This is a genomic window from Sneathiella sp. (assembly GCF_036960985.1).
In the GTDB taxonomy this organism is placed as follows: Bacteria; Pseudomonadota; Alphaproteobacteria; order Sneathiellales; family Sneathiellaceae; genus Sneathiella.
This window is the reverse complement of record NZ_JBALWD010000003.1, coordinates 1-21,200: the sequence shown is the minus strand read 5'-3', so window position 1 is coordinate 21,200 and position 21,200 is coordinate 1. Positions and strand designations below refer to the sequence as shown.

Genomic DNA, 21,200 nt, shown 5'->3' with positions numbered 1-21,200 from the left:
TTCCTAAAACCGCGTCCCAAAATCAAGGGCAAAAATTTCGTCTTTATCATAATCTTCTTTCAAGAACGCGTAGGCAATATTAATTTGAATTGGTCCAAAAGGAGAAACCCAATTCATGCCGACACCCGCAGATGCCCGAATACTACCACTATCGGCAATTCCTGAATCGTTATCGTCAATTCCAGTTAACGTTCCAACATCCACGAACGTTCTCCCCAATATACCATATTCCTGTGGAAGACCGAGCGGGAAACGTAACTCTGCCGACCCGATTATATACGCATTTCCTCCAAGAGCATCCCCACTTGCTATGTCCCGCGGACCAATACCACGATTTTCAAATCCTCTAAAATTGCTGCCCCCGGCGTTAAAACGTTGCAAGATTATAACGTCCTCTCCCAACCCTACGATATAGCCACCGGTTGCTCCAGTGCTAAACACAACATCGTTTTCATAAACAGGGAAAAACCGTATGTAACTTGCCGTGGTCTCGAGTGAGCGCACATCCCCACCGAGACCAGAAACATTATTACCAAAGATCCACTTACTACCGGTCGTTGGAAATAAAATATCATCCAAATCACTTATCGTTATATTATACCCGATAGATGAGATAAGATACTCACCCTCCGATTTCTGGATCACGGTCGACGCGTCACTATTCAAATTATCAATTTTTTCATTTACTAAACTGTAATTAATTGACCCCCGAATATCTTCTTTTATTGGAAAGCCTGTACTTAGAATTAGACCAAGTCTTTCAAGGTTGTACCCGCTTTCATCTTGTAAATCTCGCTTCGTACTAAATATATCAAAACCAGCACTCAAATCACGGTTGAGGAAATAAGGTTCCGTAAATCCAAGATCAATCTGCTGGCTATCTGCGCCAAACGAAATCCCCAGCCTTAAATCCTGACCTTTTCCTAACAAGTTACGCTCGCGAATTTGCATATTAGCGGAAACGGATTCTGAAGTTGAGAAGCCTGCACCAACACTCAGTTCACCAGTCGACTTTTCTTGAACGTCAACATTTATTATTGTTTTATCAGGTGCGGATCCTTCTTCTTGAGAAATTTCCGCTTTTTCGAAAAAATTTAGGCCTCGAACACGGGATCTAGATTTTTGCAATAAGGCAGTATTGAACGCATCGCCCTCCGCCAATTCAAATTCGCGGCGGATGACGTAATCAAGAGTTCTCACATTACCCGTGATATTTATTTTTTCCACGTAAACACGTGGACTTTTACGAATTTCGTAGATCAATCCAATTGTTAATGATTCACGATCTCGGGAAACTTGTGGACGTACATTAACAAAGGCGTATCCGAGCTTTCCAAGCTCAAAGTTGAGATTTTGGACGCTACCTTCAATCTTGTCAGCATTATAAGTATCCCCTTCAATAGTTGTGACGAACTCCATCAATGCTTCTGGCTGTATATCCTTTATTTCTGTTTCAACGCTAATCGCTCCAAAATCATATCTAGGGCCTTCGTCAACGGCAAAAGTAATAAAAAAACCATCGCGATCGGGGGTAAGTTCCGCAATTGCTGAAACAACTCTGAAGTCTGCATATCCCTTCGATAGGTAATATTTTCGGAGTAATTCTCGATCAAAGGTCAGACGATCAGGATCATAGGTATCTGAATCCGAGAGAAAATTATACCAGCGGGTTTCTTCTGTAGAAATTTGACTTAAGAGTTTGCTATCGCTAAATTTTTTATTACCTAGAAAACGAATTTTTTTAATGCCTGTCTGCTGCCCTTCCGTAATTTCGAAAACCAAATCGACACGATTTTCCGGCAACAAAATTACTTTCGGTTCAACTGTTGCGGCGAACCGACCACTTCGGCGGTATACAGTAATCAGGCGCTGAACATCATTTTGAACGCGTGCACGTGTATATACAATACGTGGTCTGAGTTGGATTTCCGCTGAAAGAACTTCATCCTCAAGAGTTCGGTTTCCCTCAAAGGCAAGTCGATTTATAATTGGGTTTTCAACAACATCAACAATTAAAACGGTACCTTCTTGCCGGATAGAAACATCGGCAAATAAACCAGTATTAAAAAGTGATTTTAAAGACCTGTCGACCCGAGCTCTGTCATAGGGATTTCCCTCTGTTACCAAAAGGTAGGATTTCACCGTACTGTCTTCAATCCGCTGATTTCCATCAATGCGAATTTCTGAGATGATAGAAGACAATTGGGCGTGTGTCACCGAACCCGTTGTCGCTGTTACTGTCAGCGCTGTAAACGCGAACAGCACGAATAATATAATCACACGCAAATTTTTAACCCCGAAGAGGAAATCTTAAGACTAATTTTGCATATGTTTTATCAGACCTTTGCCTCTAGGAAAACAGGCCCGTGAAAAAATCTTTTACCCAAGGTTTATTGATATCGTTCCAAGTGGCGAAAACCATCAACATTAATACAAGCGACAAGCCAATTCTAAAGCTATATTCCATCGCTTTTGCGTTTAATGGTTTCCCGACAATGGCCTCATAAATATAAAAAACCAGATGCCCGCCGTCTAACATGGGAATCGGGAATAAATTAATAAGTCCAAGGCTAATAGAGACAAATATCATAAAGTTAAACAGAGAGAGCGCTTTATCAGTGAAATCCTCTCCACGTTTCGCGGCGTCACCAGACATTTTAAGAATACCAAGCGGTCCACTAAGCTCGGCGACATCCCGTGCCCCGCTGATCATCTGACCGACGCCTTTAAAGGTTGCCGTCGTTATGAACAAAGTCTGATCAACTGCACTTGCCAGAGCGCTTATTGGTCCATGTTTGACGAACTCACGTCCTGTAGATTTGATTCCCAGCTGGCCTATTTTCTGAACATTCCCATCCGCATCGGTTTGAACGACTATCTTGGGCGTAATCGCGAGTGGAATTATTGTCCCCGCACGATCAATCTTCATCTGCAATGGTTCATCTAGTCCAACGACAACAGTGCGACGTAGTTGTTCGAAACTCGCGATACTGACGCCATCGACAGATAGAACTCTGTCGCCCGGCTCCATACCGGCTGCCGCTGCCGCGCTGTCTGCAACAATTTCACCTGCTACCGGCGGCGTTTGTGCCTGCCCCAAAACCATGAAAAGTATAGCAAGTGCCGCAATGGCAAAAATAAAATTTGCAGCAGGTCCAGCTAAAACAACGGCCGCCCGTTGATATAACGGTTTGTGATGGAAGCTTACTTTTTTTTCTTCCTCGGAAATTTCCTCAACATCAGTCGAAGCGTTACTCGCCACGCCTGCGTCCCCGTGAAATTTCACATAGCCACCAAAAGGAATAGATCCTACTTTCCAGCGGCATCCATTTTTGTCAACTCGGCCAAAGATTTCAGGACCAAAGCCGATGGAAAATTCATCTACTTTAATTCCACAAAGGCGAGCGACTTTATAATGCCCATATTCATGGACAAAAACGAGTACCGTTATCACGACGACAAAGGCTGGAATATAAATCCAATTATCAATGATGAAATTCATAGTGTACTACCGTTTTCCCGTTCATTTTCTACGCAAATTGTTTAACAATAGAGAGGGCCTGTTCTCTTCCCAATTGATCAATGTCAACTATGTCTTCAATAGAATTGAGTTCAACAATCTTACTTCGTTGCAATGTTTCTTCCACCACGGAACAAATATCCAAAAATCCCAGTTCTCCGTCAAGGAACCCTTTTACCGCTACCTCGTTAGCTGCATTTAGTGTCGTTGGCGCAGATTTTCCAGTTTTCAGAGCATTTCTTGCTAACCTTAATGCCGGAAATCTTATTGGATCAGGGTTAAGAAAAGTTAAAGACCCAACTTTCGCAAGGTCTAACCGATCAGCGTTAAATTGGTGCCTATCCGGCCAACCCAACGTGTAGGAAATAGGAGTTTTCATATTCGGCGATCCCATCTGGGACAAAACGGATCCATCACGATATTCAACCATGCTATGAATAATTGATTGAGGATGTACTAGAATATCAATCTGTTCTGGTGGAAGGGGAAATAGATGGGCGGCTTCTATTAGCTCTAACCCTTTATTCATCATCGTTGCGCTATCAATGGATATTTTTGCCCCCATGTCCCAGTTGGGGTGAGCCAATGCTTGCTCGCGGGAGACAAGCCGCATTTCTTCATAGCTTAGATTTAGAAAAGGGCCGCCGGAAGCGGTCAATATAAGGCGTTCCACTTTATCAATCTGATTGAAATCAAGTACTTGGAATATCGCATTATGTTCGCTATCGACAGGTAAAAGCGTCGCGCCGTATTTTCGAACATTATCCAAAACAAGCGATCCGCCGCAAACTAACGATTCTTTGTTGGCAAGAGCGATAATCGCCCCTGTTTGAATTGCCGCTAAAGTCGGTGCCAGTCCGGCAGCGCCAACAATCGCTGCCATAACCCAATCCACGTCCCTGGAGCCTGCCTCAATTAGTGCTTTCTGGCCGCCGGCGACTTCTATCTCGGTATCGGAAAGCAAGTCTTTAAGTTCGCCAAAATACGCTTCATTTGCAACGACGGCTAATTTAGCATCTAACTTCTTAGCCTGTTCAGCGAGTAGAGCGACATTTTCATTGGCTGTCAGAACTTCTACTTGAAATTCTTCCGCAGAAGCCGCGACTAACTCAAGCGTGTTAATCCCTACTGATCCTGTCGATCCAAATACGCTTATTCGACGGAGTTCACCTCTAGGTTTTCGAGAAAATTCATTAGCACCCATACCGGTGATCATCCTAATTTCCACTCGTAAGCAGTAACAATGCCATCAAACCAGGTGCAACGAATAAAATACCGTCCAGCCGATCAAGAACACCCCCGTGGCCCGGAATTAGGTTACTCGCGTCCTTAATACCGAATTTTCTTTTCCAGGCAGATTCAGAAAAATCACCTGCTTGCGCCAATATTGCAGAAATAGCCCCAAGAATTACTATTCCAAATGGGGCAGTTTCGGCATTAATCAAGAAATACACCATACAAAACGCGGTGATCATGGCCGCAACCATGCCGCCGATGAGTCCTGCCCACGTTTTATTTGGGCTAATTGAGGGCGCTATCTTCGGGCCACCAATGGTTTTACCTGCGAAATATGCACCAATGTCAGTCGCCCAAATTACAAAAAATAACGTTATTGCAAGAGCAAACCCGTCTTCCGGAATATTTCGGATAACCAAAAGAGATACCACTGGTAATCCTATACAAAAAGGGCCCAAAAAGAGCCACTGGAAATCTTTTCCTTGTTTAAGCAAAGATCCTGCAAGCGCCATTACGATCGCGCCACATATAAGCACCATAATTGATTGAGATAGAGAAAAATAATAGGAGACGCACAGGGCTATCAAAACTGTCACAGTTGTCACAACAGTAAACAACAATCGCCGGCTGGACAGAGAGGCCATACACCACTCATAGCACATCGCGACCGACGCCAAGCCTAAAAATGTCGCGAAATATAGATCACCGAAATAAAGCGCAGCAACGGCAATCGGTGCAAGAACACAGGCCGACATCACTCTTAGCTGTAACGAAGAAAATCTGTTATCCGTCACTACAGAGCTCCAAAGCGACGACAGCGGCCCGCATATTCCGCCACCGCTTCTTTAAGATCGCTTTTCGAAAAATCAGGCCATAATACATCCAGGAAAACCAATTCAGTATACGCGCTTTGCCATAGTAAAAAATTACTCAACCTCTTCTCACCGCTCGTTCTGATAAGCAAATCGGGATCGGGAGTATCGGCAGTGTCCAAATTTTGATGGATTAGATCTTCGGTGATATCGTTTGGTTTCAACTCGCCCGCTTCAATCCACTCTCCAATTTTCCGAACCGCGGCAGTAATTTCCGCATGGCTTCCGTAACTCAGCGCAATTGTTAGAACAAGCTTTGTATTCGATTTGCTTTGCTCCACAACCGTATTCGCAAGTAGTTGAATATCCTCGGGTAATTTTCGTATATTACCTATAAATTTGACGCGGATACCTGCTTCCAACAAGGCTTTCAGTTCTTTTTTGAAAAAGAAACGAAACAATCCCATCAAGTGACTTACTTCTTCAGGCGGCCGGCTCCAATTTTCCGACGAGAAGGCATATAAAGTCAGGTATTGAATACCGAGATCTTCGCAGCCCTTTAAAGCTTCGCGAACCGCTTCCGCGCCTTTTTCATGGCCTTTCAATCGACCAAGTGCTCTTTTTTTTGCCCAACGCCCATTGCCATCCATAATAATGGCAACATGAGTGGGAACTTTAGAATCGGTAATTTTTTGGGTGGTTGCGGCGTCCATCAATCAGACCTGCATGATTTCCGCTTGTTTGTCACTTAGCAGGCTATCTGCCGATGTAACGTAGTCATCCGTTAGCTTCTGTATTTCATCCTCAGACTTCTTCAACTCATCTTTAGAAATATCTCCGTCTTTTTCAGCTTTTTTTACATCATCCATGCCATGACGGCGAACATTTCGGATGGCAATTTTAGCGTTTTCAGAATAAGTCCCAGCTATTTTAGCCAGATCTGCACGCCGCTCCTCCGTGAGTTCCGGTATGGGAACACGCACGGTCGTACCATCCACGACAGGGTTCAAACCAAGGCCAGCATTTCGAATACCTTTTTCAGCAGCTTTGACGTTTGTTTTATCCCAAACTTGAACTGACAATGAGCGAGGTTCTGGCGCACTAACAGTTGCAATTTGAACGATCGGCATTTGAGCGCCATAACTTTCAACCATGACAGAATCGAGTAAACTCACATGAGCTCGCCCAGTTCGTAGTCCCGCGAATTCATGCTTTAACGCATCCAATGCCCCTTGCATACGTTTTTCAAGATCTTTCATATTTCCGGCAGCCATATTTCTTCTCCCTCACTATTGAAGAACAATCCTCAATAAAACGTATTTTTGTCTGGCAGACCTTATACCCTTTAGATCACTTCTGTGAAACAACCTTCTTTTTTCAAGACCCGCGCAAACGAGCCCTCTTCTTGAATTGAAAAAACAAGAATAGGAATATTGTTTTCGCGCGCGAGCGATATTGCGGCAGCGTCCATTACTTTAAGATCCTGAGCGAGAACTTCCAGATGAGAAAGGGATTCATATCTTGTCGCATCATCGTGCTTTTGAGGATCTTTGTCATAGACACCGTCAACATTTGTGCCTTTAAGCAAAGCATTGCATTTCATCTCCGCCGCACGAAGTGCCGCCGCTGTATCCGTTGTAAAATAAGGGTTACCCGTTCCAGCCGCAAAGATAACAACCCTGCCTTTTTCCAAATGCCGTTCTGCACGCCTGCGTATGTACGGTTCGCAAACAGCAGACATCGGAATTGCCGAAAGCACCCGGCTATCCATGCCCTGTCGTTCGATTGCATTTTGAAGCGCCAAGGCGTTCATGACTGTCGCCATCATTCCCATATAATCAGCACTCGAGCGATCCATACCTTGAGCTGTACCGGAAACACCGCGAAAGATGTTGCCGCCGCCAACCACGACACAAACCTCTACGCCCATATCGTGGGCTTCTTTTATATCGGCGGCAATTCTTGTGACTGTCTCAACGTCGATCCCGTATTGCTGATTTCCTAAAAGCGCTTCTCCTGAACATTTTAGCAAAACCCGGCGATACTGAGGTGTGTTCGACATTTTATTCCCCAAAGAATACTGTTGATAATCCGGCGTCGGAAAGACAGCATACAGAAAAAGTAGAATTTGAAAAGGCAGACGACTTCATCAATGAAAATCAAACACCTAAACTTATTTAGACATAAAAATATGGCGGCCTCGTGATCGAGACCGCCATATAAATTTTACTCTTAGAATTAGCTGACTGCTGCGGCAACTTCTGCGGCAAAATCAGTTTCTTCTTTCTCGATACCTTCACCAACTGCGTAGCGAACCATTCCTGCAACTTCGATCGGGCTACCAATTTCTTTGGCTACTAGATCAATTGCTGCTTTTACAGAATTTTCACCATCAACGACAAAAGTTTGTTCTAATAGAACAACATCCTTATAAAATTTACTCAGACGACCCTCGACCATTTTGCCGATAATTTCTTCCGGCTTTCCTGATTCACGTGCCTGCTGTGATAGCACAGCGCGTTCACGCTCGATGGCTGCTGGATCAAGATCATTCACGCTTATTGACTGCGGGCTTGTCGCTGCCACATGCATGGCAATCTGCTTACCTAACACTGCAAGGGCAGCAGTATCGCCGGCACTTTCCAGTGCCACTAAAATACCAATTTTACCCAATCCGTCCGCAACCGAGTTATGTACGTATGACGCAACAACACCGCTATTGACGGAAAGCCTTTCTGCTCGGCGCAAATTCATGTTTTCGCCAATTGTCGAAATAGCAGATGTCAGCTTTTCTTCCACGGTGTTCGAAGAGCCAGGATATATTGACCCTTTAATTGCATCAACGTCGCCTCCGATTTCAGCGGCAACCTCTGCAATGCTCATCACCAGGCTTTGAAAATCTTCATTCCGACCAACAAAGTCCGTTTCTGCGTTCACTTCAACAACGGCACCAGATGTCCCGCTAGAGACAACAGCGACAAGCCCTTCAGCCGCAACACGGCCAGATTTCTTGGCAGCCGTCGCCAAACCTTTGGTCCGCAGCCAATCAATGGCAGCATCGACATCGCCGTCTGTTTCGGTCAACGCTTTTTTACAATCCATCATGCCCGCACCTGACTTGATGCGGAGTTCTTTCACTAGTCCAGCTGTAATAGCAGCCATAACTCAGTCCTCACGTAATAAGAATGTGATAAAGGCAATTGCCCCGGTTTCAAAAAAATCCGGGGCAAAAGATTACTTAAGAAGCTTTTGCGTCCGTTTCAACGGTTGCCGTTTCCTCGGTCGCTGCGACAACAACTTCTTCCGCAGCCACTTCTTCCGTGGCAACAACTTCTTCAGCCACAGCTTCCGCTGCTGGTATTTCTTCTTCCATGATCGGTGTCTCAGCCGCGCCAAGATCCACGCCATCGTCAGCCATTTCGACAGAAATGCCGTCGATCACTGCTTGCTTGAATAAGTCGCAATATAAGTTAATTGCACGCAGTGCATCATCATTTCCTGGAATCGGGTAAGTAATGCCATCCGGATTAGAATTACTGTCCAAAATACCAATCACCGGGATACCAAGTTTGTTAGCTTCCTGAACAGCAAGTTCTTCTTTATTAGTATCGATCACGACGATAACATTCGGCAGACCGCCCATTTCTTTAATGCCGCCTAGCGCGCGCTCAAGTTTGTCGCGTTGACGTGTCATTCTCAGAACTTCTTTTTTGGTCAATCCGCTGCTGTCGCCTGACAGTTGTTCTTCCAGTTTACGAAGCTGCTTAATCGAGTTTGATACGGTTTTCCAGTTGGTCAACATACCGCCAAGCCAGCGATGATTGACATAGAACTGGGCGCACTGTTTTGCACTGTCCGCAACAATTTCTGAAGCTTGGCGTTTTGTGCCAACAAACAACACGCGACCGCCGCCAGCAACTGTATCACGAACGACTTTTAGCGCCTGATACAACAATGGAACAGTTTGTTGTAGATCGAGAATATGAATTTTATTACGGGACCCGAAGATATAAGGACCCATTTTCGGGTTCCAACGACGGGATTGATGACCAAAATGTACACCAGCTTCCAAGAGCTGACGCATAGTAAAAGTAGGCAGAGCCATTCTGCTATCTCCTTTTCCGGTTGAGCCTCCGTGGGTAGTGGTCCTGGACATCATTGTCCGAACACCGGATGGGAATTATCAACACAATAAAACCCGAACCCACGTGCGAATTTAACAGGACGGTGATTACGCTCCTAATACAGGAATTGCAAGAGAAAACGTACGCTAAACAGTGCAATTCGACATTATTCTCTAAATATCATGAACATCTATAACTCCCGGCACAAATTTCAACGCCTGTCGCACCTCCGGAGAGATATTAAAATGGCTAGAAAGATCGATTTCTATCTCGCGAGCTTCCTCTTCCATATTAAGCACTAATGCGACGCGGCCCCGACCCTTTCCTCCCTCGTTTAAAACAGAAGCAAGTTGTTCAATGGGTTTATCGTCATCCATAAAAATTCGGACACCATCTGTTATATTGGCGGCCATCGTTTCAAGACGTTGGATACCTTGAACCGTGAGCCTAGGCTGTTCGTTATCAAGATTGCCTGTCACATTCAATATAAGTGATTGTCCAACTACTAATAGGTCCCGGCTTCGTTCCAACGTTTCTGCAAACATGGTCACTTCATATGCCCCTGTACTGTCAGATAACTGAACGAAGGCAAGGGGCTTGCCTTTTCTCGTCCGTAATTCTCTTTTCCCCATTACCGTCCCGGCGAGCTTTGCCGCACTCTCGGATACGCCCAAACTCGCAATATATACAGCAGATTCTCGTACACCGACTTTATCCAAAGTCTTAGCCCACGCATCCAAAGGGTGACCGGATAGATAAAAACCCACAGCATCGAATTCCTGTTTCAACTGTTCCATGGTAGTCCACCGCGAGACCAATGGGAGTAAAGGTGTCGCCGCAACGCTTTCCGTCGCGCCACCGAATAAATTAACTTGCCCAGTATCCCTTTCTTGTTCCGATTGTTGCGCCTGCCGGAGCAGCATTTCGATTGATGCAAATACCTGGGCCCTATCACTCAATAAGGCATCAAATGCCCCAGCCCGACATAAATTTTCCGCCTGCCGTTTATTCATGTGCCTGGGGTTAAGGCGATTTGATAAATCAAATACATCCTTATATGGTCCGTTTTCCTCGCGGTCGCGAATAATGCCAGCCATGGCTTCACGACCAACATTCTTGACCGCCGCCAAAGCGTAGCGCACCGCACCAGAATCTCCTTCAAACTCCACAGAGAATTCTACTTCCGAGGCATTTAAACATGGCGGATTTACTGGGATTTTCATCCGCTCCAGATCTTGTCGGAATAGGTTCAATTTATCCGTATTATTTAAATCCAAGCTCATGGAGGCCGCCATAAATTCAACCGGGTAATTCGCCTTCAGATATGCTGTATGATAAGAGACGAGCGCATAGGCCGCAGCATGAGATTTATTAAAACCATAATTGGCAAATTTAGCCACCAAATCAAAAATGTGACTGGCGTCTTTCGTCGTTACACCTTTTTCTTTCGCGCCCTTTGCGAAAATTGACCGTTGTTCGTCCATTTCCGATTGAATTTTCTTACCCATGGCCCGACGCAACAGATCTGCATCACCAAGACTATATCCCGCCAAAGTTTTGGCGATTTCCATCACCTGTTCCTGATAGATAATGACGCCATATGTCTCTTCCAATACCGACTTGAGCTGCGGATGCAAATAATCAGGTTCCTCTTCCCCATGCTTCCTACGAATATAAGTCGGGATGTTTTCCATTGGCCCCGGGCGATACAGCGCAACAATGGCGATGATATCTTCAAAAGCATCAGGGCGCATTTTACGCAACATGTCGCGCATGCCTGAACTTTCCAGCTGAAACACGCCGATAGTATTACCGGTCGACAATAAATCGAAAGTTGCCGGATCGTCTAACGGTATTTTAGCATAGTCAATAACGATATCGCGCTTTTTCAAAAGATCCTTTGCGCGGTCTAATACCGTAAGCGTTTTCAAGCCAAGGAAATCAAACTTGACTAGCCCCGCGGCCTCCGCATATTTCATAGAAAATTGTGTCACCGGCATATCCGAGCGCGGATCCCTGTATAGCGGGACCAATTCATCTAATGCCCGGTCACCTATGACAACACCCGCAGCATGGGTCGATGCATGCCGATAAAGTCCTTCCAATTGCAGGGCAATTTCAATAAGGCGCGCCACTTCAGGGTCACCGAAGCGCTCTTCACGTAATCTGGGTTCTGTATCCAAAGCTTCTTGCAGCGTAACAGGGTTAGCCGGATTTGAAGGAATCATCTTACTAATTCGATCAACCTGGCCATAAGGCATTTGCAGAACGCGCCCGACGTCGCGGATAGCAGCCTTCGCCTGCAGTTTTCCAAAAGTAATAATTTGCGCTACTTGTTCATGGCCGTACTTTTCCTGCACATATCGTATGACAAGTTCACGTTTGTCTTGGCAAAAATCAATATCGAAATCGGGCATGGACACCCGTTCAGGATTAAGAAATCGCTCAAACAGCAATCCAAATCGTAAAGGATCCAAATCTGTAATAGTCAAAGCCCAAGCGACAACGGAACCGGCACCGGAACCACGCCCCGGTCCAACAGGGACATTATTTTCTTTTGACCACTGGATAAAATCTGAAACGATGAGGAAGTATCCTGGAAACCCCATTTCGTTAATGACACCAATCTCGTAATTCAAACGGTCAAAATATTCCGTATTTTTCTCAACCCGTTCCTCTTCCGGCATCTCGGCGGTGAAAACTTCGTTCGCCATCCGTATTCGCAAACCTTTGTTAGCAAGGTCCTCAAGTTCTGTGGCTTCATCGCGCCCATCCGCAGACGAAAAGGTTGGCAAGATGGGATCATGCCGTTTGGCTGCAACGGCGCATCTTTGGGCAATCACAATTGTATTACGAATGGCTTCAGGCAAATCTTCGAACAGCGATACCATTTCGACTTGCGACTTAAAGAAGTGTTCAGGCGTTCTCTTAATACGATCAGAGTCGCCAACATATTTTCCGTCCGCGATACAAATCAACGCATCATGGGCGCTATACATTTCCTTATTAGGAAAAAATACTTCATTTGTTGCGACAAGTGGTATTTCATTATCATACGCCAGTTGTAGAAAACCCGGTTCCGTCTTTCGTTCAATAGCCAATCCATGGCGCTGAATTTCGACATACAGGCGGTTTCCAAAGATTTCCTGTAAGTCACTAATATACCTTTCGGCTTCCTCGATCTGATCATTTGCCAGAAGCCGCCCGATCGGGCCCTCCACACCACCCGTGAGACAGATGACACCATCCGCATGTTTCGTCAGGACAGAAACATCAACTTGTGCAGTCTCACCTGCATCTGTTTTCAAAAAAGCATGAGATGTGAGCTTGAGAAGATTATGATAACCCGTTTCATTCTGGGCCAATAAAACAACCGGATCTGGGTCTGGCCGCCGTCCGGATCGATCCGCCGCGTCTCTTCGGGTAACGGCTATCTGACATCCCAGAACGGGTTGGATACCCCCCGCTTGCATCGCCAAAGAAAATTCTAATGCGCCAAACATATTGCTGGTGTCAGTTATAGCTGCGGCCGGCATATTGTTTGCCTTACACAGCTTTACAATATCTTTCACCGGCACAGCGCCTTCTGAGAGGGAGTACGCCGAATGCAACCGCAAATGAACAAACTTGTGAGAATTATCGGGTGCCGACCCAGTTTGAGGCAAGGGCAATTCCTCCAGTAGTGATTTCAGCCGTCCCACTATTGCACACCCTTTAACAAAGGTCAGGGCTTCACATGCACCCTACCTCAAAATCTTGTGGATAACTTTTATTCCCAGTATTTAAAACCCCCAAAAATTTAGCCAGTAAAGCTCGACACAATTTCTGCCCAAAAGAACATAGTTCCAAGTGCTCCCCCGAACGCTGCTGTTTCAAATCCACTTTTCATCATTTGGAATATATTCATTATTCGCTCCTTTATATTTGAAGCAATAATGTTCCTGTTTTGTTCTTTTGTCAACTACCCGCTGGAACAATTTTTTATAGGGCAAAAAAGTACTGGAAACTGGGGAAAATTGATATTTTAACAACGGAAACTACTTTTCCTCAAGAAGATGGTGGTCACGGACATGGACAATCCGATCCATACGAGCGGCCAATTCCGTATTGTGCGTCGCCACTAAAGCACCGACATTCTGATCTTTCACCAAATCAAGAAACTGTTGAAATACCATCTCAGCAGTTTGTTCGTCCAGATTTCCTGTCGGTTCGTCAGCAAGTAGAAGTGCCGGATCATTGGCCAAAGCACGCGCAATTGCCACACGTTGTTGTTCGCCACCTGACAGTTTGGCTGGACGGTGGGACAATCGATCTTGCAAGCCCATACGTGTGAGTAGCATTGTCCCTTTTTCCCGAGCTGCCGATTTGCTTACTCCAGAAATCAAGTTGGGCATCATGACATTTTCAAGCGCTGAAAATTCGGGGAGCAAATGATGAAACTGATAAACGAAACCAATTTGATCGCGCCTAATCTCGGTCCGCTTAGAATCATTCGAATTACTACAATCTACACCCGTAATCCAGACGGAACCTGTAGTCGGTGGTTCCAGAAGGCCCGCAATTTGAAGCAAAGTGGATTTTCCAGAACCAGATTGACCTAACAGTGCAACAATTTCCCCTGGCGCGATTTCCAACGCAACTTGATCAAGAACGAGGAGATCCTCTTGTCCCTGTGAAAAAACGCGCCCAACATTCTCTAGCTTTAGAACAGCGTCATTCATAACGAAGAGCCTCTACTGGATCGAGACGCGCCGCCCGCCAGGATGGATAAATCGTCGCGAGTAGAGAAAGCACAAGTGCCATTACAACTACCGTTGTTACTTCAGTCGGATCAATTTTGGCTGGCAGATTAGAAAGGAAATAGATCTCAGCGGAGAAAAGTTCCGCTCCCGTTAATCCCTCAATCAGGCCTTTTATTCTATCTATGTTCGCACAAAATCCCAATCCTAGAACAAAACCAAATGCTGTGCCGACAACGCCAATACTGGCACCCGCAATAAAGAATACCCGCATTATCATTCCGCGCGTTGCGCCCATGGTTCGTAAAATGGCGACGTCCCTGCCCTTGTCTTTGACCAGCATAATGAGACTGGAAATAATATTGAATGCAGCAACAATTATGATCAACGTAAGAATAAGGAACATGACATTTCGTTCAACTTGCAAGGCATTAAAGAAGCTCGCCCGCGACTGCTGCCAATCATAGATATAGGCTCTTATATTGACAGCATTGACAATTTCACGGCGCGCTTCGAGCGCACTATCCGGGTCCGACGCGAATACTTCGAGCGCTGTGACACCGTCCCCTAGTCGAAAATAGGTCTGCGCAGCTTTCAACGACATATAGATATAACCATTGTCATACTCGTACATGCCCGTTTCGAAAAGTCCGCCAACCTTAAATGTTTTCACCCTGGGCATCGTGCCAAAGGCCGTCGCCGTTCCTTGCGCCGAAATGAGCTTCAATTTATCCCCAGCTTTGACGCCTAAAGTACGTGCCAAACGATACCCGATAAGCAAAGAATTATTGTCACCAAAATTATCCAACGATCCATCAATTATATTCGAAGAAAGAACATTCAGGCTACTTAGCTGCTCAGGCGACATTCCTCGCACCAAAGCTCCGCTAGCCTGTTTGCCAGAAGCCATAACCTGACCTTCAACAATGGGGGCAACCCTTACAACTTCGGGAACATCTTTCAGTCGGGCAATAACCCCATCGAAATCAACGAGCGGTGTTTCTTCAGGGGCCCGAATTTCATAATGTCCGTTCAGCCCGAGTATTCTATCCAGTAGTTCCGCACGAAATCCGTTCATGACAGACATCACAATGATCAATGTTGCGACACCAAGGCCAATGCCCAAGAACGAAAACAACGCAATAACCGAGATAAAGCCTTCTTGGCGGCGAGCTCTCAAATATCGAAGGGCCATTGTCCATTCAAATCGGGAAAACACAGAGCTCAGCCCACCAGCAGTTGTAACGCATCATCAAGGGAGAGTTCCTGCTTATCACCAGAAGCTCTATTTTTAACCTCAACAACACCCGCTTTTACTCCCCGCGGGCCAATTGTCGCTTGCCAGGGCAAACCGATAAGATCCATCTTCGCAAATTTTTCGCCAGCACGACCAGATGTTTCATCATACAATACGTCCGCGCCTGCCGAAATAAGTTTCCCGTAGAAATCTTCACATGCCGCGTCACAGGCGTCATCTCCGCTCTTCAAATTTATCAGACCAACATCGAATGGCGCCACTGAAGCCGGCCAGACAATGCCGTTTTCATCATGACTCGCCTCAATAATTCCACCAACAAGGCGAGAAACGCCAATACCATATGATCCCATTGAAACCAGTGTTTCTTTGCCATCGGGTCCCGCAACAGACGCACCCATTGCTTTCGAATATTTATCTCCAAAATGAAAAATATGTCCAACTTCTATACCGCGTCGGGTTATCAAATCACCTGCAGCGACATCACAAGTCGCCGCATCGTGCATATCGTCTGCTGCCGCATAATAACCCGTCCATTCATCGACAATAGACTGCAATTGATCAGGTGAGTATGCAGCCTCAGTAGGTGTATCCAACGTCAACAGGTCCTTGTGATAAAAGACTTCGCTTTCTCCAGTATCCGCTAAGACGATAAATTCATGAGACAAATCGCCGCCAATAGGTCCTGTATCTGCTCGAAGGGGAATTGCTTTTATCCCAAGTCGTGCGAAAGTTTTCAAATAAGCAACAAACATATTATTGTAGGCGATCTTCGAACCTTCGTAATCCAAATCAAAGGAATAAGCATCCTTCATCAGGAATTCACGGCCGCGCATAATTCCAAAGCGAGGGCGAACTTCGTCCCGGAATTTCCACTGGATGTGATAGAGGTTTAACGGTAGATTTTTGTAACTTTTTACATGAGAACGAAAAATATCAGTAACTTGTTCTTCATTGGTTGGACCATAGAGCATGTCCCGGTCGTGACGATCCGTAATCCGTAACATTTCTTTACCGTAATCGTCATACCGCCCAGACTCACGCCACAAATCGGCAGGCTGCAACGTAGGCATCAAAATTTCCAATGCACCGGCACGATTTTGCTCTTCACGAACTATATTCTCAATATTCTTTAAAACTCTATGCCCAAGCGGCAACCATGAGTAAATACCCGCAGAAGATTGCTGGATCATTCCGGCTCGCAACATCAAGCGATGAGAAACAATTTGTGCTTCTTTGGGATCTTCTTTCAGAGTCGGTAAAAAAAACTGCGAGAGGCGCATGAGTAAAGCCTTAAAACTGTTGTACGCGAGGGCATAGCCTCAAATAGGGTGCGAGCGAAGTATTTTCCAGACTTTTAACGGGATTCCTGCAGATTGCAAGGATTTGCCGGTTATTGGTATCTTTTCTGACATTCTCGGGCAATTGCGTTGAGCGCTGGATCAGAGAGTTCTTGCCCGTTATACAACATTCTACCACTGCTGATATTATACTCGATTAATCCGACATACACTTCAGCGTTTTTAAGTTTCGGGTTATAATTATTTAGTAAGTCCTTGAATGGTAATGCCAAATTAATAAAAATCGTATCCGGAATTTTAATCTGCTGTCCATCTAAATCAGCTGGAACAACCGCTTTACCATGAACATCAACACCGGGCTTAAAGTCTACATCTGCATCCGCAACATATTTTGTAATGCGGGAGCAGTTCTTTTTCGAGACTTCAAGCTCAACATCCTCAGCAAATGCTTGAGCAGGCACTAGAAATAAGATTAAAACTATCGTCACCCGAATAAAATTCAAACCCGGCTCCCTCTCATTACGTATTTTGAAAAAATGCTCTGAGATCAATGAGTTCAAGCTCAATGATCACCGAAATAATGACGAAAAGACAAACAGTAATGCCTGTGGTAATGGCGAATTTTGTCCATATTCTCGGATCAACGGGAGCGCTTTCAACGGTCCCGGGTTCGACACCTTCATCGGATTCATCCTGCGTCCTTACGCCCCAGGGCAATACCATGAAGAGAACAAGTAACCAAACCACAACAAAAATAACAATTCCGCCGACGATGGACATAAATATTACCTTTTATACTTGTTCTAGCTCGACAAGAGTTCCAGAGAAGTCCTTGGGATGTAAAAATAAAACTGGTTTCTGATGAGCCCCAATTTTTGGCTCCCCGTCTCCAAGAATCCGGGCGCCCTTTTCTACTAATTGATCCCTGGCCGCAATAATATCTTCCACTTCGTAGCAAACATGATGCATTCCGCCAGAAGTGTTTTTTGCAAGAAATCCCGCAATTGGTGAATTTTCACCCAACGGATACAATAATTCTATCTTGGTATTATCCAACTCAACAAACACGACCGTAACGCCATTATCTGGCTCATCCTGTGGTGCGCTTACCGTCGCGCCTAACGTATCTCTATATACGGCAGCAGCGGCCTCCAAATCCGGCACTGCTATGGCAACGTGATTTAGTCTTCCTATCATTTTGATATACTTTCCTATTCGTCTTCAAATCTTATCACATAAATATCCGTTATTGGCCGACGACCCGCTATTCTCCTGAAGACCTTCCGTACAGCTTGCCGAGCAGATTCTCCGACATCGTCGTCCGACAGGCGTTGTTTCTTTGTCAATTTTGCGTGTTTCATGAAAATTTCCTGGCGCAGATCAGCTTGCAACGTTGGAAACAGACCTTCATCCACGACACCCCGCAAACGAATTTCAGGGTCTTCCGTTATTTTCCCATTTTCATTAACAATAACAATACCACTGATTGCACCATTATAAACTAGACGTCGGCGAGTGCTTAGAAAATCACCATCTAATGCCGTCAACCCACCTGCATCTACCGCAAACCGCCCGGAAGGCACTGAACCTATTATTTCTGCGTTTCCAGGCGCCAATTTCAAAAGATTACCATTAGTAATTTCAATTGCCGATTTAACGCCCAAGGACAATGCAAGATCACAATGAGCCCTTAAATGTCGCGCTTCTCCATGCACTGGAACGGCAATTTCAGGTTTTACGATATTATACATGTCCGTTAGTTCAGCACGTGCAGGATGTCCAGAAACATGAACAAATTCATCCGCTTCCGTGATGACATTGACGCCAGATTCTGTCAGTTTATTATGCATGGCATAGAGTGTTTTCTCGTTTCCGGGGATCACTTTCGACGAAAAAATCACCGTATCACCGGAAGAAAGTGAGATATGGGAGTGTTCGTCCCGCGCTATCCGCGCCATTGCACCGCGCGGCTCTCCTTGACTTCCTGTACATAAAAGTAAAATTTTATTTCGCGGAATATGTCCTGCATCTTTTTCATCAAGAAACGGTGGTAAATCACCGAGATAGCCAGATTTTTTGGCGGCCTGTGTCATTCGATGCAACGACCGGCCAACGAGCACCACATGCCTGTCATGCCGTTCAGCCACACTGGCGATGGTCATCAGCCTAGCAATATTTGATGCAAAAGTTGTCACGGCAACACGGCCGGTTGTTATAGTTCCTAGTAGCTTGTCCAGGCTTGCTTGAACATCCAACTCCGACCCGGATACCCCCTCTTTGAAAACATTGGTAGAGTCGCAAATCATTGCGAGAACGCCCTGCTCTGAAACAGCAGCCATTTTAGTAAGATTACTCGCCGGGCCGACGACAGGATTGGGATCAAGCTTCCAGTCCCCACTATGAAGGACGCGGCCATAAGGCGTCGTAATCATCAACGCCTGCATTTCAGGTATTGAATGAGTCAGGTCGACAAAATCTATGTGAAACTCGCCGATCGACATGGAACTCCCGGCAGCAATTACGTTGACCTCAACCTCTTTTTCCAGCCCTTCTTCCGCTAATTTCAACGATAGAATCTCTGCCGTGAACGGACTGGTGTAAACCGGGCATTGAAATAATGGCCATAGGCGCGCAACCGCACCAACATGGTCTTCATGAGCATGAGTAACAATAATTGCCAGAAGATCTTCTTTTCTTTCTGAAATCCATGAAGCGTCTGGAACAATGACATCAATGCCAGGGGCACGATCATCGGCGAAAGAAATACCACAATCGACCATCAACCATTTACCATTGCAACAATATAAATTCAGGTTCATGCCTATCTCTCCACTTCCCCCAAGGGGTAGAAAAATAAGAGAGTCTTTCAGATCGCCTTTAAATTCATTCATTGGTTAGTTCAGTTATTCCTGTAAAAAATTTCGACCAACCCGGTTAGCGTTAAATCGCTATCGACATGATCAATAATGTCTGTTCCTTTGTGGTATAACGGCGCTAATCCACCTGTCGCCACTGTCTTGATTTTTTCCCCATATTCCTCACGAATCCGGACAATCAGTCCTTCGGTCATCGCTAAATAACCGTAATATATACCGGCTTGCATACATTCTACTGTATTTTTCCCGATTACGCGTTCCGGCCGGTCAATGGCAATACGAGGTAATTTCGCGGCGGCTTTATGTAAAGCATCGAGACTCAAATTTACTCCTGGCGCAATAACACCACCGATATAGTTCCCATCGCCATCAACAACATCAAAATTCGTTGCCGTTCCAAAATCAATCACGACCAACGGGCCGCCGTAAATAACATGAGCGCCAACTGCGTTCACCAATCGATCCGCGCCCGCTTCTTTGGGGTTATCAATCAGTGGCTTCATCCCAAGATCAACGCCGTCTTCGCCGATTATCATAGGTGATACACCAAAGTATCTTTTACAAAATCCCTTGATATTGAAAGTCGCTTCCGGAACGACTGTGGCCACGATGACATTCTTGATCTCACTCAGAACCAGACCATCAAGCGCCATGGCCTGGCTAAGCCAAACCCCATACTCTTCCGCTGTTCGCGAGCTGGACGTCGCGATCCGCCACTCGTTCACTAATTCGCGACCACTATATGCCGCGCAGGTAATATTTGTGTTTCCAACATCTACTGCCAGTAACATCTCAATCTCCTATTTGTAACTTTCACGGGACTATAAACACTTCTCCCGCAGTAATCAGCTTTTCTTCGCCTGAGTCCATGCGAAGAATTAACGCGCCATCTTGATCCAAATCAGAAAATATGCCGAATATGGTCTCATCACTCAATTTGACAGTGATTCTTTGGCCAATTCCCACGGCTCTTTCAAGCCATTCCCGGCGAATTGGTGCGAATCCGGCTTGCTTCCACATCATGTATAATTCTAAAAAATTATGAAGATAGGCGGACAGCAATGTTTCAAGTTTGGGATTTGCACCATGTTGCTTCAACGATGTCGCGGCTAACCCATCGGTGACTTCGGGAAACGAAATCACATTCACACCCGTACCAACAACAACATAGTCTAGTATGCCGTCAGCCCGTGTTTTACTTTCGAGTAATATTCCGGATGTTTTGCGGCCCTTGATAAGGACATCATTAGGCCATTTGACTTTAACATCTGCTTCAGTCGGCAATTCAGCGGCAATCGCTTTATGTAATGCTACCGCGATTAAAAAGGATAAGCGAG

19 protein-coding genes are annotated in these 21,200 nt (G+C 45.4%); all 19 read right to left on the bottom strand.

Features of this window, described 5'->3' with window-relative positions; all coding sequences use genetic code 11:
* Positions 1-3 precede the first annotated feature (3 nt).
* Complete coding sequence (gene bamA, locus V7723_RS02225) at positions 4-2,280, bottom strand: outer membrane protein assembly factor BamA (RefSeq protein WP_335682940.1); 2,277 nt, start codon at positions 2,278-2,280, stop codon at positions 4-6.
* 70 nt (positions 2,281-2,350) lie between these two features.
* Complete coding sequence (rseP, locus tag V7723_RS02220; protein WP_335682787.1) at positions 2,351-3,502, bottom strand: RIP metalloprotease RseP; 1,152 nt, start codon at positions 3,500-3,502, stop codon at positions 2,351-2,353.
* A gap of 28 nt (positions 3,503-3,530) precedes the next feature.
* A complete protein-coding gene (gene dxr, locus V7723_RS02215) occupies positions 3,531-4,736 on the bottom strand; it encodes a 1-deoxy-D-xylulose-5-phosphate reductoisomerase (RefSeq protein WP_335682786.1) in 1,206 nt (401 codons plus the stop codon).
* 1 nt (position 4,737) lies between these two features.
* Complete coding sequence (locus V7723_RS02210) at positions 4,738-5,550, bottom strand: phosphatidate cytidylyltransferase (RefSeq protein WP_335682785.1); 813 nt, start codon at positions 5,548-5,550, stop codon at positions 4,738-4,740.
* On the bottom strand, positions 5,550-6,281 hold the full coding sequence (locus V7723_RS02205; protein WP_335682784.1) for an isoprenyl transferase: 732 nt from the start codon (positions 6,279-6,281) through the stop codon (positions 5,550-5,552). The genes V7723_RS02210 and V7723_RS02205 overlap by 1 nt, the downstream gene beginning before the upstream one ends.
* A gap of 3 nt (positions 6,282-6,284) precedes the next feature.
* Positions 6,285-6,842 (bottom strand): ribosome recycling factor, encoded by a 558-nt coding sequence (gene frr, locus V7723_RS02200; protein ID WP_335682783.1) that lies wholly within the window; start codon positions 6,840-6,842, stop codon positions 6,285-6,287.
* A gap of 71 nt (positions 6,843-6,913) precedes the next feature.
* Positions 6,914-7,630 (bottom strand): UMP kinase, encoded by a 717-nt coding sequence (gene pyrH / locus V7723_RS02195; RefSeq protein ID WP_335682782.1) that lies wholly within the window; start codon positions 7,628-7,630, stop codon positions 6,914-6,916.
* Positions 7,631-7,806: 176 nt separating this feature from the next.
* Positions 7,807-8,730 (bottom strand): translation elongation factor Ts, encoded by a 924-nt coding sequence (tsf, locus tag V7723_RS02190; RefSeq protein WP_335682781.1) that lies wholly within the window; start codon positions 8,728-8,730, stop codon positions 7,807-7,809.
* 76 nt (positions 8,731-8,806) lie between these two features.
* On the bottom strand, positions 8,807-9,673 hold the full coding sequence (rpsB, locus tag V7723_RS02185; protein ID WP_335682780.1) for a 30S ribosomal protein S2: 867 nt from the start codon (positions 9,671-9,673) through the stop codon (positions 8,807-8,809).
* A 192-nt stretch (positions 9,674-9,865) separates the two neighbouring features.
* Positions 9,866-13,393 carry a DNA polymerase III subunit alpha gene (gene dnaE, locus V7723_RS02180; RefSeq protein WP_335682779.1) on the bottom strand — a complete coding sequence of 1,176 codons (3,528 nt, stop codon included), beginning with the start codon at positions 13,391-13,393 and terminating at the stop codon, positions 9,866-9,868.
* A gap of 336 nt (positions 13,394-13,729) precedes the next feature.
* Positions 13,730-14,413 (bottom strand): ABC transporter ATP-binding protein, encoded by a 684-nt coding sequence (locus tag V7723_RS02175; protein WP_335682778.1) that lies wholly within the window; start codon positions 14,411-14,413, stop codon positions 13,730-13,732.
* Positions 14,406-15,626, bottom strand: a complete 1,221-nt coding sequence (locus V7723_RS02170; RefSeq protein WP_335682777.1) for a lipoprotein-releasing ABC transporter permease subunit — start codon at positions 15,624-15,626, stop codon at positions 14,406-14,408. Before V7723_RS02170 ends, V7723_RS02175 begins: the two co-directional genes overlap by 8 nt.
* 29 nt (positions 15,627-15,655) lie before the next feature.
* Positions 15,656-16,969, bottom strand: a complete 1,314-nt coding sequence (gene proS, locus V7723_RS02165) for a proline--tRNA ligase (RefSeq protein ID WP_335682776.1) — start codon at positions 16,967-16,969, stop codon at positions 15,656-15,658.
* Positions 16,970-17,079: 110 nt separating this feature from the next.
* Positions 17,080-17,490, bottom strand: coding sequence for a hypothetical protein (locus V7723_RS02160; RefSeq protein WP_335682775.1), 411 nt, complete (start codon positions 17,488-17,490; stop codon positions 17,080-17,082).
* Positions 17,491-17,506: 16 nt separating this feature from the next.
* On the bottom strand, positions 17,507-17,767 hold the full coding sequence (locus V7723_RS02155; protein ID WP_335682774.1) for a DUF1467 family protein: 261 nt from the start codon (positions 17,765-17,767) through the stop codon (positions 17,507-17,509).
* Between the two features lie 12 nt (positions 17,768-17,779).
* Entirely contained in the window at positions 17,780-18,184 is a 405-nt protein-coding gene (mce, locus tag V7723_RS02150; RefSeq protein WP_335682773.1) for a methylmalonyl-CoA epimerase, read from the bottom strand.
* A 14-nt stretch (positions 18,185-18,198) separates the two neighbouring features.
* Entirely contained in the window at positions 18,199-19,878 is a 1,680-nt protein-coding gene (locus V7723_RS02145) for a ribonuclease J (protein ID WP_335682772.1), read from the bottom strand.
* An 8-nt stretch (positions 19,879-19,886) separates the two neighbouring features.
* Positions 19,887-20,654, bottom strand: a complete 768-nt coding sequence (locus tag V7723_RS02140; protein ID WP_335682771.1) for a type III pantothenate kinase — start codon at positions 20,652-20,654, stop codon at positions 19,887-19,889.
* Positions 20,655-20,676: 22 nt separating this feature from the next.
* The coding region (locus V7723_RS02135) for a biotin--[acetyl-CoA-carboxylase] ligase (RefSeq protein WP_335682770.1) at positions 20,677-21,200 on the bottom strand (524 nt) is incomplete at its 5' end.

What these genes read in the sequence shown, in the direction of transcription:
- rseP (WP_335682787.1), bottom strand. Translation starts at nt 3,502, where the DNA reads ATGAATTTCATCATTGATAATTGGATTTATATTCCAGCCTTTGTCGTC.
- V7723_RS02205 (WP_335682784.1), bottom strand. Translation starts at nt 6,281, where the DNA reads ATGGACGCCGCAACCACCCAAAAAATTACCGATTCTAAAGTTCCCACT.
- tsf (WP_335682781.1), bottom strand. Translation starts at nt 8,730, where the DNA reads ATGGCTGCTATTACAGCTGGACTAGTGAAAGAACTCCGCATCAAGTCA.
- frr (WP_335682783.1), bottom strand. Translation starts at nt 6,842, where the DNA reads ATGGCTGCCGGAAATATGAAAGATCTTGAAAAACGTATGCAAGGGGCA.
- V7723_RS02140 (WP_335682771.1), bottom strand. Translation starts at nt 20,654, where the DNA reads ATGTTACTGGCAGTAGATGTTGGAAACACAAATATTACCTGCGCGGCA.
- rpsB (WP_335682780.1), bottom strand. Translation starts at nt 9,673, where the DNA reads ATGGCTCTGCCTACTTTTACTATGCGTCAGCTCTTGGAAGCTGGTGTA.
- pyrH (WP_335682782.1), bottom strand. Translation starts at nt 7,630, where the DNA reads ATGTCGAACACACCTCAGTATCGCCGGGTTTTGCTAAAATGTTCAGGA.
- dxr (WP_335682786.1), bottom strand. Translation starts at nt 4,736, where the DNA reads ATGATCACCGGTATGGGTGCTAATGAATTTTCTCGAAAACCTAGAGGT.
- V7723_RS02170 (WP_335682777.1), bottom strand. Translation starts at nt 15,626, where the DNA reads ATGGCCCTTCGATATTTGAGAGCTCGCCGCCAAGAAGGCTTTATCTCG.
- V7723_RS02175 (WP_335682778.1), bottom strand. Translation starts at nt 14,413, where the DNA reads ATGAATGACGCTGTTCTAAAGCTAGAGAATGTTGGGCGCGTTTTTTCA.
- proS (WP_335682776.1), bottom strand. Translation starts at nt 16,969, where the DNA reads ATGCGCCTCTCGCAGTTTTTTTTACCGACTCTGAAAGAAGATCCCAAA.
- V7723_RS02145 (WP_335682772.1), bottom strand. Translation starts at nt 19,878, where the DNA reads ATGAATGAATTTAAAGGCGATCTGAAAGACTCTCTTATTTTTCTACCC.
- mce (WP_335682773.1), bottom strand. Translation starts at nt 18,184, where the DNA reads ATGATAGGAAGACTAAATCACGTTGCCATAGCAGTGCCGGATTTGGAG.
- V7723_RS02155 (WP_335682774.1), bottom strand. Translation starts at nt 17,767, where the DNA reads ATGTCCATCGTCGGCGGAATTGTTATTTTTGTTGTGGTTTGGTTACTT.